Origin of the sequence: Myxococcus sp. SDU36 (assembly GCF_030168875.1) — a bacterium.
In the GTDB taxonomy this organism is placed as follows: Bacteria; Myxococcota; Myxococcia; order Myxococcales; family Myxococcaceae; genus Myxococcus; species Myxococcus vastator.
In genome coordinates this window covers 1,657,248-1,670,348 of the sequence record NZ_CP077414.1, presented here as the reverse complement: position 1 = coordinate 1,670,348, position 13,101 = coordinate 1,657,248, and the positions used below count along the sequence as shown (strand labels likewise).

Annotated in this window: 11 protein-coding genes; 5 read left to right on the top strand and 6 right to left on the bottom strand. The window is 69.8% G+C overall.

The window, feature by feature from the left end; translation table 11 throughout:
* Positions 1–16 precede the first annotated feature (16 nt).
* Together KGD87_RS06990 and murJ are read right to left on the bottom strand one after the other, a co-directional pair.
* Positions 17–1,957: a S1 RNA-binding domain-containing protein gene (locus tag KGD87_RS06990; RefSeq protein WP_284666705.1), complete on the bottom strand. Its 1,941-nt coding sequence runs from the start codon at positions 1,955–1,957 to the stop codon at positions 17–19.
* 272 nt (positions 1,958–2,229) lie between these two features.
* Positions 2,230–3,927, bottom strand: coding sequence for a murein biosynthesis integral membrane protein MurJ (gene murJ / locus KGD87_RS06985; RefSeq protein ID WP_284666704.1), 1,698 nt, complete (start codon positions 3,925–3,927; stop codon positions 2,230–2,232).
* Between the two features lie 105 nt (positions 3,928–4,032).
* On the opposite strand from murJ, the gene encB reads away from it, so the two are divergent.
* The 5 genes from encB to KGD87_RS06960 all read left to right on the top strand — a co-directional run bounded on the left by encB (position 4,033) and on the right by KGD87_RS06960 (position 9,380).
* Positions 4,033–4,509 (top strand): encapsulin nanocompartment cargo protein EncB, encoded by a 477-nt coding sequence (gene encB, locus KGD87_RS06980; protein WP_284666703.1) that lies wholly within the window; start codon positions 4,033–4,035, stop codon positions 4,507–4,509.
* Positions 4,510–4,555: 46 nt separating this feature from the next.
* Complete coding sequence (gene encA / locus KGD87_RS06975; protein ID WP_163785885.1) at positions 4,556–5,419, top strand: encapsulin nanocompartment shell protein EncA; 864 nt, start codon at positions 4,556–4,558, stop codon at positions 5,417–5,419.
* Between the two features lie 30 nt (positions 5,420–5,449).
* The gene (locus KGD87_RS06970; RefSeq protein WP_284666702.1) at positions 5,450–6,874 is read left to right on the top strand and encodes a sigma-54-dependent transcriptional regulator; all 1,425 of its coding nucleotides are present in this window, start codon (positions 5,450–5,452) and stop codon (positions 6,872–6,874) included.
* Positions 6,822–7,988 (top strand): peptidoglycan DD-metalloendopeptidase family protein, encoded by a 1,167-nt coding sequence (locus KGD87_RS06965; protein ID WP_284666701.1) that lies wholly within the window; start codon positions 6,822–6,824, stop codon positions 7,986–7,988. Before KGD87_RS06970 ends, KGD87_RS06965 begins: the two co-directional genes overlap by 53 nt.
* 96 nt (positions 7,989–8,084) lie before the next feature.
* Positions 8,085–9,380: a hypothetical protein gene (locus KGD87_RS06960; protein WP_284666700.1), complete on the top strand. Its 1,296-nt coding sequence runs from the start codon at positions 8,085–8,087 to the stop codon at positions 9,378–9,380.
* 43 nt (positions 9,381–9,423) lie between these two features.
* Here the strand turns inward: KGD87_RS06960 and rsmI are convergent, their stop codons facing one another.
* From rsmI to rplS, 4 genes are all read right to left on the bottom strand, one after another.
* Positions 9,424–10,254 carry a 16S rRNA (cytidine(1402)-2'-O)-methyltransferase gene (gene rsmI, locus KGD87_RS06955; protein ID WP_284666699.1) on the bottom strand — a complete coding sequence of 277 codons (831 nt, stop codon included), beginning with the start codon at positions 10,252–10,254 and terminating at the stop codon, positions 9,424–9,426.
* Between the two features lie 12 nt (positions 10,255–10,266).
* Entirely contained in the window at positions 10,267–10,650 is a 384-nt protein-coding gene (locus tag KGD87_RS06950; RefSeq protein WP_284666698.1) for a YraN family protein, read from the bottom strand.
* A gap of 50 nt (positions 10,651–10,700) precedes the next feature.
* Positions 10,701–12,602 carry an ATP-binding protein gene (locus KGD87_RS06945; RefSeq protein ID WP_284666697.1) on the bottom strand — a complete coding sequence of 634 codons (1,902 nt, stop codon included), beginning with the start codon at positions 12,600–12,602 and terminating at the stop codon, positions 10,701–10,703.
* An 81-nt stretch (positions 12,603–12,683) separates the two neighbouring features.
* Positions 12,684–13,067 (bottom strand): 50S ribosomal protein L19, encoded by a 384-nt coding sequence (rplS, locus tag KGD87_RS06940; RefSeq protein ID WP_163782362.1) that lies wholly within the window; start codon positions 13,065–13,067, stop codon positions 12,684–12,686.
* Between the last annotated feature and the right edge of the window lie 34 nt (positions 13,068–13,101).

The following is a 13,101-nucleotide window of genomic DNA, read 5'->3' as shown; positions in this document are numbered from 1 at the left end:
CGCTGGAGACAGGGATTTACTTGCGCGCCTTGCTGAGCAGATCCGCGAAGGTGCCGAAGCCCTTCTTGCCCGCGCCCTGCGGCTGCTGCGTCTTCTGCCAGGCCTCCACCTCGGCCCGCTCCTCCGCGCGGATGGCGGCGGTGACGGACAGGCGGATCTTCCCAGACGCGTCGATGTCCAGGATGGCCACCTTCACCTCCTGGCCCAGCGAGTAGTGCTTGCGCAGGTCGGTGCCACGCTCGGTGCCCGTCTCGCTCGCGGGCAGCAAGCCCTTGCCGCCCGGGAACGCGAGGAACACGCCGTACGGTTCGATGCGATCCACCTTGCCCACGACGACCTGGCCCACCTTGGGGCGGGGCGCGGCGGCCTGCGCCGGAGCGGCGGCCTCCGCGGCGGTCGCCGAGCGCTCCTCGGGAGGACGCTGCGCCTCTTCCTCGGAGATGCGGCGCAGGCCGATGCGCTTCTCGTGCGCGTCGATCTTCTCCACCGACACCCAGAGGGTCTCCCCTTCCTTCACCACGTCGCGGGGGTGCGCGATGCGGCGGTCGCTGAGCGCGGAGATGTGGATCAGCCCGTCCACGCCCGGACGCAGCTCCACGAAGGCGCCGAACTGCTGCAGGCGGACGACCTTGCCCTGGAGGCGGTCGCCTTCCTTGATTTCGGACAGCGCCTTCTGGAACGGATCCTCCTGGCGCGAGCGCATGGACAGCGTGATGCGCTCCTTCTGCTTGGCCTTGTCCGGCGAGTTCGGCTGGCCGGCCTCCATGCGGAGGATCTCGACCTCGACGTCGTCACCGACCTTCACCACGTCGCTCGGGTGACCGACGCGGGTGTACGAAAGCTCGGAAACGGGAATCATGCCCTCCACGCCGCCCAGGTCCACGAACACGCCGAAGTCGCGCACGCCGGTGACCTTGCCCTTGACGATCTTGCCCTGGGCCAGGTGCTTGCGCGTCTCCGCCGCCAGCTGCCGCTGCTCGTCCTCCAGCAGCGCGCGGCGCGACAGCACCACGTTGCGCTCGCGGACCTCGCTCACGCGGAACTGGAGCTTCTCGCCGATGTACTGGTCCGGCTTCTCCACGTAGCGCAGGTCCAGTTGGCTGATGGGGCAGAACGCGCGGATGTCACCGATGGCGACCTCCACACCGCCCTTGTTCACGCTCAGCACCAGGCCCTCGACGGGCATGCCGGACGCGCGGGCCTCGGCCAGCAGGGCCAGGTTCGCGCTGCCCTTGGCCAGCGCGCGGCTGAGGAGGATGCCCTTGGCGCCCACCTCCACCACGTGCGCGTCGATGGTGTCACCCACGCCGAAGCGCAGGATGCCCTCATCGTCCTTCAGCTCGCGAAGCTCGATCATCGCCTCGCTCTTGGCCGCGCCTTCCACCGACACGAACGCGGTGTCCGCGCCGAGTTGGAAGATGGCGCCACGGACCTTCTCGCCCACGCGCAGGCCCTTGCGGCTGGGCGTCCCACCCTCCTTGGCCTGCGCCTCGAACATCTCGGCGAAGGACTGGGATTCGGGCACTTCCTCATACAGCGCGGGGGTCGGCGCCGGCGTCGGCGTCACCGGGCGCGGCGTGGGGGCCGGCGTCGCGGCGGAGGACTCGGCCGCGGCGGTCGTCTCCTCGGCCGTCGCGGTCGCCTCGGCGGGAGCATCCCCCGCCGGGCCGCGCGTCTCGATGGCACCCGACGCCCGCTTCACGACGACCATGGGGCCCGACGGACGACGGTCGCCTCCGCCACGGCGCTCGCCCCCACCACGGGGCCCCCGCTCGTCGCGCGGCGCACCGCCCGCCGGACGCGGCTGGGCCTCGCGCTCGCCACGGCCGCTGCCGCCGCGCTCGCCTCCACGGCCACCGCCACGTTGTTCGCCCCGACCGCCCTCGCTGCGAGCTCCCCCGGAAGGGATGCCGAGCATCACGTCACCGAAGGTGGCCTTCGGCTTCTTGGGACCCATCCCGCCAGAATTGGAACCGTTCTTCTCGTCGCTCACTGCGAGACCTTCCTGAAGCGAATTCGACCCTGGCTTCCCGAGAAGCCGGGCCCCGGTGAAAAAGGCGGCGCACTCTACACGCGCGCCATGTCCGGAGGAAGCCGGATGACGCACATGGCGTTGACGCCAACGCTCCGTCCATAACGGAGGCACCGCGTCAGAGCATCCCCCACCTGATGATTGCAACGCCAAACGACGGCCGTTTGCCAGGCAAGGAGTCAAGCAATTCCAATGGATTAGCGCACCAGGCGCAGCTTCCGCCCCACCTTGCGCAACACCGTTCCCGCCTCCGGGATGCCCAGGGCCGCCGACATGCCGAAATAGACGGCACCGAACGGGAGCGCCACCGCGGCGAAGCCCAGGACGGGGTGCAGGCGCGGCGGCAGGAGAAAGGCCCCCCCCCACTCCGCCGTCACGCCGGGCATCGGCCCGAGCAGCGAGGTGAGGCCCATCTTGATGCCCACCGCCACCACTCCGGCCACCACGGCGGCGCCCCACAAGCGAGGCAGCAGCCCTGACGGCACGCCGACCGGCCCCAACTGCTTCACCAGCTTGCGGCGCAGCAGCCCGGCCTCCAACCAGGCCACAAGACCACTCGCCAGGGTCAGGCCCAACGCGCCCAGGTGCTGCGGCACGCCGAGCCATCCTGGCAGCCGCAGGCCCAGCACCCATGCGCCCAGGGTGCCCACCAGCACGCGCACCACCGCGAAGCGCAGCGGCGTCTTTGGATCCTTCAGCGCGTAGAAGGCGGAGGAATAGAGGCGGCCCACCGTGGAGGCAACCAACCCCAGCGCCGCCCCCATGAGCAGGTACCAGAGGTAGCGCGAGTCCGCCGCGTCGAAGCGCCCTGTCTGCAGCAGCGCCGCCGCCACCATGTCGCCCAGGAAGAGGAAGGCCGCCGCGGATGGGACGACCCAGAAACAGATGCGGCGTGCGCCGCCGTCGATGCGCTGGCGCAGCTTCGCTGCCACGTCCGCGCCCTCACCCGTGGCGCGCGACATCTCCGGCAGCTCCGCCGCGGACACCGCCATCCCAAAGAGGCTCACCGGGATGAGGTAGAGGGTCTGCGCGTAGAGCAGCGAGGACAGCGCGCGGTTGGAGATGAGCGACGCGAAGGCCGTGTCCACCCAGGCGCTGACCTGGACCACGCCGCGCCCCAGCACCACCGGCCCGAAGTTCTTCAGCACCTGTCGCACGGGCTCCGCCGCCAGCGACAGCGTCGGGCGGAAGCGGCCCAGCAACTTGAGGACGGAGGGCACCTGCACCGCGAACTGGAGGAAGCTGCCCAGCACCACTGAGTAGGCCAGCACCGAGACCAACGCCGCTTCCTCGGAGCGGCCTCCCGCGGCCACCAACGCGGCGATGATGACCAGGTTCCAGACGACGGGCGCCAGGTATGAGAGGAGGAAGCGCCGGTGGCTGTTGAGGATGCCCAGGCACCAGGCGCTCAGCACCAGCATGCCCGTGCCGGGGAAGAGGATGCGCACCAGGTGGACGGCCAGCTCCCGCTCCTGGCCCTGGAAGCCGGGCGCGATGACATCCACCAGGAACGGGGTGAACACCATGCCCAGCGCCACCACCACCGCCGTGGCCAGGGACAGGATGCCAAAGACGGCGCCCGCGACCCGGTCCGCCGTCTCCGGGTCCTTGCGGCCCAGGAGCTGCGCGTAGACGGGAATGAACGAGCCGGAGAGGACGCCCTCGCCGAACAGGTTCTGCAGGAAGTTGGGAATGCGCAGCGCCGCCTTGAAGACGGCCGCGGCCTCCGCGTTGCCCAGGTAGTGGGCGAAGACGCGCTCGCGCACCAGGCCCATCAGCCGGGAAGCAAGGATGCCGGCGGCCACCAGCGTGGCGCCGCCTCCTGAGCGCTCGGGACGAGGAGGCGCGAGTGGCGCGACCGGAGGGGGCGAAGACTCGGGCGAGGACGTGGTCACGAGAGCGGCGGACTCTACGCGGGCCGTTCGGTGGCATGAAGCCTGAAACCCCGTCTCCCTGTTTCGCTTGACGCCGAACCCCCTGGATTGCAAGGGTCCGTTTCAATGGCCGGCCCTCCCGACAGTGACTTGGACGACGTGGCGCGCATCCGCCTCGTGCTGGCACGTGAGCTGGAGACGATCAACGAGTACGAAGCCTTCGCTCGCGCCGCCTCCCACCCGGAGGTCCGCGCGTTCTTCCAGCACCTGGCCGCCGAGGAGAAGGAGCACGTCTCCGAAGCCGTTCACATGCTCCGCATGTTGGACAGTGGTCAGAACGACCTCTTCGCCAAGCCCTTCGTCCCCGGTCATTTCCAGGCCGCCGAGGCGCCCGCCCCCGCCACCGTCCAGGTGCCCGCTCCGGACGGCCCGGCGTTCTCCGTCAATGGCCGCCATGGCCGGCTCCCCTCCGAGCCGCCAACGTCCCTGCCGCCCCAGCGGCTGCTGTACGGCCTGCCCGCGCCGCCGCCCGCCGTGGAGTCGCACCCGCTCACCGTGGGTTCGCTGCGCCGGGGCGGCGGTGGTTCCGGCAGCGGTCGCTGAAGCATTCTTCCCCCCTTTCAAGTCGATGCCCCTGGAGCCCCATTTCATGCCTGACTTCCTTGGACATGCCGAGAACCCGCTCCGCGAAGAGGAGTGGGCGCGTCTGAACGAGACTGTCATCCAGGTCGCCCGGCGTTCGCTGGTGGGCCGGCGCATCCTGGACATCTACGGGCCGCTGGGCGCCGGGGTGCAGACGGTGCCCTACGACGAGTTCCAGGGCGTGTCGCCCGGCGCCGTGGACATCGTCGGCGAGCAGGAGACCGCGATGGTCTTCACCGATGCTCGCAAGTTCAAGACCATCCCCATCATCTACAAGGACTTCCTGCTGCACTGGCGCGACATCGAGGCCGCGCGCACGCACAACATGCCGCTGGACGTGTCGGCCGCCGCCGGCGCCGCCGCGCTGTGCGCGCAGCAGGAAGACGAGCTCATCTTCTACGGTGACGCGCGCCTGGGCTACGAAGGCCTGATGACGGCCAACGGCCGGCTCACGGTGCCGCTGGGTGACTGGACGTCGTCGGGTGGTGGGTTCCAGGCCATCGTCGAGGCCACGCGCAAGCTCAACGAGCAGGGCCACTTCGGCCCCTACGCCGTCGTCCTGTCGCCGCGGCTGTACTCGCAGCTGCACCGCATCTACGAGAAGACGGGCGTGCTGGAGATCGAGACCATCCGCCAGCTCGCGTCGGACGGCGTCTACCAGTCCAACCGCCTGCGCGGGGACTCTGGCGTGGTGGTGTCCACCGGCCGGGAGAACATGGACCTCGCGGTGTCCATGGACATGGTGGCGGCGTACCTGGGCGCCTCGCGGATGAACCACCCGTTCCGCGTGCTGGAGGCGCTGCTGCTGCGCATCAAGCACCCGGACGCCATCTGCACCCTGGAGGGCGCTGGCGCCACGGAACGTCGTTAGTTCCGGCCGCCCGCGGTCACGACTCCCACCATGGCCAAGGTCCTGGTCATCGACGACGAGGCGAACCTCCGCAAGGTGCTCGCCGCGATGCTGCGCCGGGACGGCTTCGACGTCACCGTGGCGGAGAACGGCGAGCAGGGGCTCGCCGAGTTCCACAAGAACGGCGCGGACATCGTGGTGACGGACCTGGTGATGCCCAAGGTGGGCGGCATGGAGGTGCTCGGCACCATCCGCGCCGCCAACCCGGACGTCCCCGTCATCATCATCACCGCGCACGGCACGGTGGACTCCGCCGTGGACGCCATCAAGGCGGGCGCGTTCGACTACATCACCAAGCCCTTCGACCAGGCGGAGCTGTCCTCCGTCGTCGCCAAGGCCGCGAAGACGAACGAGAGCGCCCGCCGCTCCGTGCGCCCGGACGTGAAGGCGCGCGCGGCCATCATCGGCGACTCGTCGACGATTCAAGAGGTCTACAAGATCATCGACAAGGTGGCGGACACGCCGTCCACGGTGCTCATCACCGGGGAGAGCGGCACCGGCAAGGAGCTCATCGCCACCGCGCTGCACGGGGCCTCCAGCCGCCGTGACAAGCCGTTCATCAAGATCAACTGCGCCGCCATCCCCGCCACGCTGCTGGAGAGCGAGCTCTTCGGCTACGAGCGCGGGGCCTTCACCGGCGCCGTCACGTCCAAGCCCGGCCGCTTCGAGCTGGCCGACGAGGGCACCCTCTTCCTGGACGAGATTGGCGAGATTCCGGTGGAGATGCAGGTGAAGCTGCTGCGCGCGCTCCAGGAGGGCGAGTTCGAGCGCGTGGGCGGCATCAAGACGACGCGCGTGGACGTGCGGCTCGTGGCCGCCACCAACCGCGACCTCCAGGCGGAGATTGAGGCCGGCCGCTTCCGCAAGGACCTCTACTACCGCCTGGCGGTGGTCCCCATCTCCCTGCCCGCCCTGCGCGAGCGCCGCACCGACGTCCCCATGCTCGCCCGGCACTTCGTGGAGAAGTACAACCGGCGCCTCAACAAGAAGATTGAAGGCATCGCCGACGACGCCATGGCCCTGCTCCAGGGCTACGCGTGGCCGGGCAACATCCGCGAGCTGGAGAACCTCATCGAGCGCGTGCTCCTGTTCGCGGACGGGCCCCTCATCACCGCCCGTGATTTGCCGGAGCCGGTCCGCCAGGGAACGAGCGTCCAGGCGGGCGCCAACCTGGCCAGCGCGGTGGCCTCCATCGACGTTCCCACGGGGGAAGTCGGCCTGAAGGACATCGTCCGGATGAAGGCCGCCGAGCTCGAGCGGGACCTCATCGTGAAGAAGCTCGAGGAGACGGGTGGCAACGTCACCCGGGCCGCTCGGCTGCTTCAAATCAGCCGCAAGTCACTCCAGACGAAGATGAAGGAGTTTGGCTTGCGCGACACCACACCCGACGGGCTGGAAGACGGCTCGGACGAATAGACCGCGAGGAGGCGGAATTCCGCTTCGCGCGCGTCGGTTCCGGGCCCGCCCAGCCACTTCAACTCAGGGAGCTTGTATGCGGCCGAACCTTCCCACCCTCGGTGCCCCTCCGAAGCGCAGTCCCTTCGGCACGGTGGTCGCCGTGTCACTCATCCTCGGCGGTGCCGCCGGCGGCGTGTGGTGGTGGAAGCAGCGGATGGTTCAGGCGACGGAAGAGGCCGCGGCCCAGCGGCCCAACGCCGTCCCCGACGCGGGCACCGTCGCCGCGGCGCCCACGCCGGCGCCCGTACCCACGGACCCGGTGAAGGCCGCGGGCCTGGAGCGCGTGTCGGTGAGCATCAACGGCCCCCTGGAGACGGCGCTCGTCAACGCCGCGGGCTCCGACGTGGGCCCGGCGCTGGCGCAGGTGGTGACGCGCACCCTGGTGTGGTGGGTCGCCGTGCCCGGGGAAATCCTGCGCGGTGACACGCTGGAGGTGCTCTTCCAGCGCCGCACCAACGAGGAGCCCCTGGTGCACGCGGTGCGCTTCACCAGCGCCAAGCTGGGCAAGACGATGAGCGCGTATCGCTACCAGGCCGACGGCGAGCCCAACGCCCGGTACTACCTGTCCGGCGGCGACGAGCTGGAGCTGCGGCTGGAGCGCTCCCCCATTGACGACTACGAGCAGGTGACGTCCCTGCTCCGCGACGGACGCCGGCACAAGGGCGTGGACTTCCGCACCCCGGTGGGCACGCCCATCAAAGCCCCCTTCAACGGCGTGGTGAAGCGGAAGAACTGGAACTTCCGCAGCAACGGCAACTGCATCGAGCTGGTGGAGTCGGGCGGCAAGGGTCGCCGCGCGCTGTTCCTCCACCTGGACGAGGTGGACAAGAGCGTCAAGCCGGGCGCCCGGTTCTCCGTGGGCCAGGTCATCGCCAAGAGCGGCAACACGGGCCGCAGCTTCGCCCCCCACCTGCACTACCAGCTCATGACGCAGGATGACCGGGTGCTGGACCCCTACGACCAGCACAAGACCTTCCGCCGCGCGTTGGCCGCGCAGCACCGGCCGGGTTTCGAGGCGGAGATGCGCCGGATGGACGGATTGCTGAGCGCGTCCGTGGTGGCCGGCAAGTAAATGCCACCCGTTTCTTGACACTCCTTCGACGGCACGGCTAGCTGGAAGCCCCCCGGGCTTGCCGGAAGGCCGGGGAGATTTGCCGTCGGAGGTCGGATGCACAGGCTTCGCGTCGTACTTGCCGCGCTGACGCTGGGCGCGCCGTTCGCCGCCAGCGCGGCGGACATCACCCGGATTGCGTCGTCGCTCGAGGAGGACGACCCGTTCGACCTCTTCATCGACGTCGGCTTCGAGCGCACGCAGAACCGCGCGAAGATTGTCCGCGAACAGCTGGCCCCCGCCGGGCAACCGGGGGGCCGCGTGGATGCAACGGAGCTCTGGTACAAGGGCGTGGACGCCCGGCTCAACCTGGAGTTGTCCGTCGGACTCTACAGGGACCTGGAGTTCTCCTTCGCCCTGCCCGTCGTCTTCTCGCAGAACGAGCGCTGGGACTTCACGTCCAACTCGTCGCCCGAGACGTCCACCATCACCAACAACTGCCTGAACGCCAACGGCTCCGTCATCCCGGGCTGTCTGGATGGCTCGGCACCGCCCAACGCCCTGTTCGACGTGCCGCAGGAGAGCTTCCGCGGCGGCCTGGGCAACATGCGCTTCGGCCTGGCCTACGCCTTCTTCAACCAGGAGAAGGACGAGACAAAGCCCACCTGGATTGTCGGCCTGGAGTACGAGGCCCCCACCGCAAAGCTGCGTGACGCGGCCGCGGACACGACGAATCCGGACAGCCGCGGCAACATCGGCGACCGCGTCCACAAGTACCAGCTCTACACGGCCTTCTCGCGCCGCCTCGGCGCGGCCGAGCCGTACTTCAAGGCGCACTACACCATCCCCGTGCGCGGCCCGGGTGCCTACTCCAACTGTGCCCAGGCCGAGTCCAACCCGGACAACCTGGGCGCCCCGGGCAACTGCTTCCAGGGGCCGTGGAACCGCAAGGAGACGGGCATCAACGCCCCTCACACCGCGGGCATGCTGTTCGGCGTGGAGCTGGTGCCCTTCAACCGGCCGGCGAAGTCGCAGCGCTTCGCCCTGGACGTCCGAGGCATCGGCAACTACGTGGGCAGCGGCCGCTACTACAACGAGCTGAGCGCCGCCCTGCGCAAGCTGCTCACCTCCGAGGACTACTTCCAGGTGGGTGGCATGCTGGGCGTCACCGCGAACCCGTCGAAGGCCTTCCAGATTCGCGCGTCCGGCATGTTCCTCTACAACACCAACCACGCCCTCACCGCCGAGGAGCCGGGGCGCGACGTGAACAACGACGGCGCCGTGGACCTGCAGCCCGGCTCCCCCGAGCTCAACCCCAACTTCGACTGGCGCTACGACCTGGTGTCCCGCCGCTTCCTCGCGGTGGAGAGCACCACGTTCCGCTTCGACCTGAGCGCCACGTTCAGCTTCTAGCGGGGCCCGGGTGGGCGCCGGTGACGGCGCCCACCTGACGGACTCAGCGCTTCAGCGAAAGCCCCAGCCGGTAGACGTCCTGACCGGCCCAGCCCGCGCGGCGGGCCAGCTCGGTGCTCAGCGCCTTGAGCTTCTCGCCGCGAGACAGCCCCTCCTCCAGGGCCCGGCGCAATTCCTCCTCGGACCAGCGCGTCTCGCCGGTGCGGCCTTCCACCAGCACCACCACCTCGCCCCGGGGCGCTTCCACCGCGTAGCGCGCGGCCAGCTCGGACAAGGTGCCCCGGGCGAACTCCTCGTGCAGCTTCGTCAGCTCCCGCGCCACGCACGCGCGCCGGTCGCCCCAGGCGTCGAGCAGGTCCGGCAGCGTCTCCGACAGGCGGCGTGGGGACTCATAGAGCACCAGGGTGGCGGACAGCTGCGCCACCTCTTCCAGCATGGCCCGGCGCTCGGCGCCCTTGCGCGGGACGAAGCCCAGGAAGTGAAAGCGCCCCGTGGGCAGCCCGGAGGCGCTCAGCGCCGCGACCAGGGCCGTGGGGCCTGGCACCGGCACCACCGTCAAGCCGCGCTCCAGCGCCTCGGCCACCAGCTTCTCGCCCGGGTCGCTGATGGCGGGGCTGCCCGCGTCCGTCACGAGCGCGCAGTCCTCCCCTTCCCCAATCCGGTCCAGGATGCGCCCGGCTCGCTGCCCTTCCGCGAAGGCAGGCAGGCTCACCAGGTCCTTCCCGCCAATGCCGAAGTGGTCGAGCAGCACCCGCGAGTGCCGCGTGTCCTCACATGCGATGAAGCGCACCGCGCGCAGCGTCTCCAACGCGCGCGACGTGACGTCCCCCAGGTTCCCGATGGGCGTCGCCACCAGATAGAGCGTTCCAGCCATGGCGTCGTCCTCTCACATCCCCGCGTCGAAGGCGCCAGGGATGTGCTCCACGGTGGCGCGCTCCCCGCGCCCCACCACCGAAATCACATCGAAACGGAGCATCCGTCCGCGCAGGTCATGCGCGAACAGGTAACGCAGCGCCGCCTTCACCACCCGGCGCTGCTTGGCGAAAGACACGCTGTGGGAGGGGTCGCCCCAGGTGGCCGTGGAGCGCATCCGCACTTCCACGAAGCACACCAGGTCGCCACGCTCGGCGACCACGTCCAGCTCCCCGAAGCGGCAGGTCCAGTTGCGATGCCGCACCCGCCACCCCTGCGCTTCCAGGAAGCGCACCGCCGCCTCCTCCCCCGCATTCCCGTACTCCCGCCGCTCAGCCGGCGCCGCCGCCCGTCGCATCCACCCCTCCCCTGACGGCCCTCCGCATGGAGGCAACCCGCCACGTCGCCTCAGACGTTAACGGGGCCGTCTGACATCTGCGCGAAGCCCGGGTGCGAGGTGACGTGCAGCACCTGCGTCAGCGTGCCCAGGTGCTTCAGCATCCGGGCGATGAGGGGCAGCTTCACCTCCTCCATTCCCGTGAAGACGTCCTCCAGGAGGAAGGGGCGCTTCACGCGGGCGCTCGCCTTCTCCACCACCGTCAGCCGCAGGGCCAGGTAGTACAGGTCCAGGTCCTTCGCGGGGAGCTCGCCCACCGGCACCCGCCGGCCCGCCGTCAGGGCGAAGGCCTTGCCCTCGCGGTCCCACTCGATGCCCTGGTACCGCCGGTCCGTGAGCGCGGTGAGGTACTGGACGCACCGCTCCTTCAGCATCGCCTGCACGGACAGGATGTCCGTGGTGAACACGTCCGCCGCCTGGGACAGCAGCACGGGCGACGGGTCCTCCAGCGACTCCACGGGCACGGAACCATCCGGGCCCGGCGCGGCCGGTGGCGGAGGCGCCTTGGCCAGGGCGATGGACTCCTTCAGCCGCCCCAGCTCACGCTCCACCTCGCGCACGTCGCGGACGTAGGTGCCCTTCTGCGTCAGCTCGTCGTTGAGCGCCTCCGCCTCCGCCTTCAGCGACTGCACCTGGGCGGCCGCCGCGAGGTAGTCCGGATCCGACTCCATCGTCTGCAGTTGGTCCTGCAGCTCCGCGACGCGCGCGCCCAGCAGCTCCTTGCGCTCCAAGGCCGGGGCGATGTCCTCCAGCTCCTCCACTTCGAGCGCCTTCTGCGCCATGCGCAGCGGCGCCGCCTCCGCCTCGTACTCCTCGAGGATCTTCTTCTCCCGGATGTCGAAGCGGTTCTCCTTGCTGCCGTGACGCGTGGCCTTCTGCAGGTCATCCACGTAGCGCAGCGCCAGGAAGGCGGCGACGCCGAAGGCCGGGATGTCCAGCAGCGCCAGATAGCGGAAGGTCCGGTCCACACCGAAGCCCAGGCCCACGGCCAGCGCCAGGAACAGCACGCCCGCGCCCAGGCCGGCCCAGAACCCGGTGTTCCGCGTCAGGGGCGGCACCGCGACGGGACGCGCCTCCGCCTCGTTCTCCCGGTCCGCGTTGAGGCGCGCCAGGGCCTCGTCACGCCGGGCAAGCACCTTGGGGTGGCGCTTCAGGCGATTCACGATGTCCTGGGGCAGCCCCAGGGACTCGGGCGTCGGCGCCGCGCGCCAGGCGGCCTCGGCCTCGGAGATGGCCACCTTGAGCCCCTCGGTGCCCTTCAGCTTCTGCTCGGCGTCGAAGATCTGGGAGGCCACGCCGTCCGCCTTGAACTGAAGGCTGTCCACCTCCGTGGAGGCGGCCAGCTCCTGCTCCAGCGCGCGCAGCTTCGCCTCGGCGGCGGGGATGTCTTCCGCGGGCAGCACCGTGGACGCGGACGCGAGCGACGGAAACCTGCCGGACGTCTTCGGGTCCACCTTCGCCGCGGCGGCAGCGGGCTTCCTCGGGCGGCGCGAGGGAAGCTGCGCGGGCTGAAGGCAGTACACCTGCTCGAACGTGGTCTTCGGCGGAAGTCCCGCCTGTCCGCGAAGGAACTGGCTGATCTCCGACGCGTCCGACGAGACGAGCTCCGGCTGCTGCGTCGTGGCGTTCATCCGGTGCAGCGTCCCGGAGCCGCCCAGGTCGCGCAGCACGCGGTACGTCACCCCATCCACTCCGACGAACGTCAGGGCCGCCTTGCCCGACTTCGCACCGGCGGCAATGAAGCTGGCGTCACTGCCGCGCCCGTCCGCGAAGAGCAGCGCGAGCGACAAGCCCGCCAGGGGGCTCGACTCCGCCGAGGGCGGCTTGAGGACGAGGTACCCCGCCTTCAGGGCAAAGCGACCGGCGGGAGAGAAACCGCGGACGTTCTGGACGGCGACTTCGGCGAATTGCATGGCCCGAGCATGTTAGCGCGAATGAAAAAAGGAGCGTCCGGGTTCGGACGCTCCTTTTCACTGCCCAGGCGCGGGAAGCGCTCAGGAGGCCGCGGCGGCCTTCTTGGCCGGCTTCGGCTCTTCGATGACGTCGACGCGCGCCGCCTTGCCCTTGAGCTCACGGAGGTAGAACAGGCGCTTGCGGTTCACCTTGCCGCGCGACAGGACCTCGATCTTCTCGTAGCGGGGGCTGTGCAGCGGGAAGACGCGCTCCACGCCGACGCCGAAGGAGAGCTTGCGCACCGTGAACGTGGCGCGGTGGGCGCCCTTGGTCTTCCGGATGACGATGCCCTCGAACGCCTGCACGCGCTCCTTCTCGCCCTCCTTGACCTTCCAGTGGACGCGCACGGAGTCACCGGTGTTGAACACGGTGACATCCTGGCGCAGGAACTTGGCCTCGATGTGCTGAATGGCGGCGTTGCGCATGACAAACTCCGGAAAACTTGAACTGACGCGATGG

Excerpts from the sequence above, each read along its gene's own strand:
- KGD87_RS06990 (WP_284666705.1), bottom strand. The coding sequence starts at position 1,957 with ATGGGTCCCAAGAAGCCGAAGGCCACCTTCGGTGACGTGATGCTCGGC.
- encB (WP_284666703.1), top strand. The coding sequence starts at position 4,033 with ATGGCCGGCCCTCCCGACAGTGACTTGGACGACGTGGCGCGCATCCGC.
- encA (WP_163785885.1), top strand. The coding sequence starts at position 4,556 with ATGCCTGACTTCCTTGGACATGCCGAGAACCCGCTCCGCGAAGAGGAG.
- KGD87_RS06970 (WP_284666702.1), top strand. The coding sequence starts at position 5,450 with ATGGCCAAGGTCCTGGTCATCGACGACGAGGCGAACCTCCGCAAGGTG.
- KGD87_RS06960 (WP_284666700.1), top strand. The coding sequence starts at position 8,085 with ATGCACAGGCTTCGCGTCGTACTTGCCGCGCTGACGCTGGGCGCGCCG.
- rsmI (WP_284666699.1), bottom strand. The coding sequence starts at position 10,254 with ATGGCTGGAACGCTCTATCTGGTGGCGACGCCCATCGGGAACCTGGGG.
- KGD87_RS06950 (WP_284666698.1), bottom strand. The coding sequence starts at position 10,650 with ATGCGACGGGCGGCGGCGCCGGCTGAGCGGCGGGAGTACGGGAATGCG.
- KGD87_RS06945 (WP_284666697.1), bottom strand. The coding sequence starts at position 12,602 with ATGCAATTCGCCGAAGTCGCCGTCCAGAACGTCCGCGGTTTCTCTCCC.
- rplS (WP_163782362.1), bottom strand. The coding sequence starts at position 13,067 with ATGCGCAACGCCGCCATTCAGCACATCGAGGCCAAGTTCCTGCGCCAG.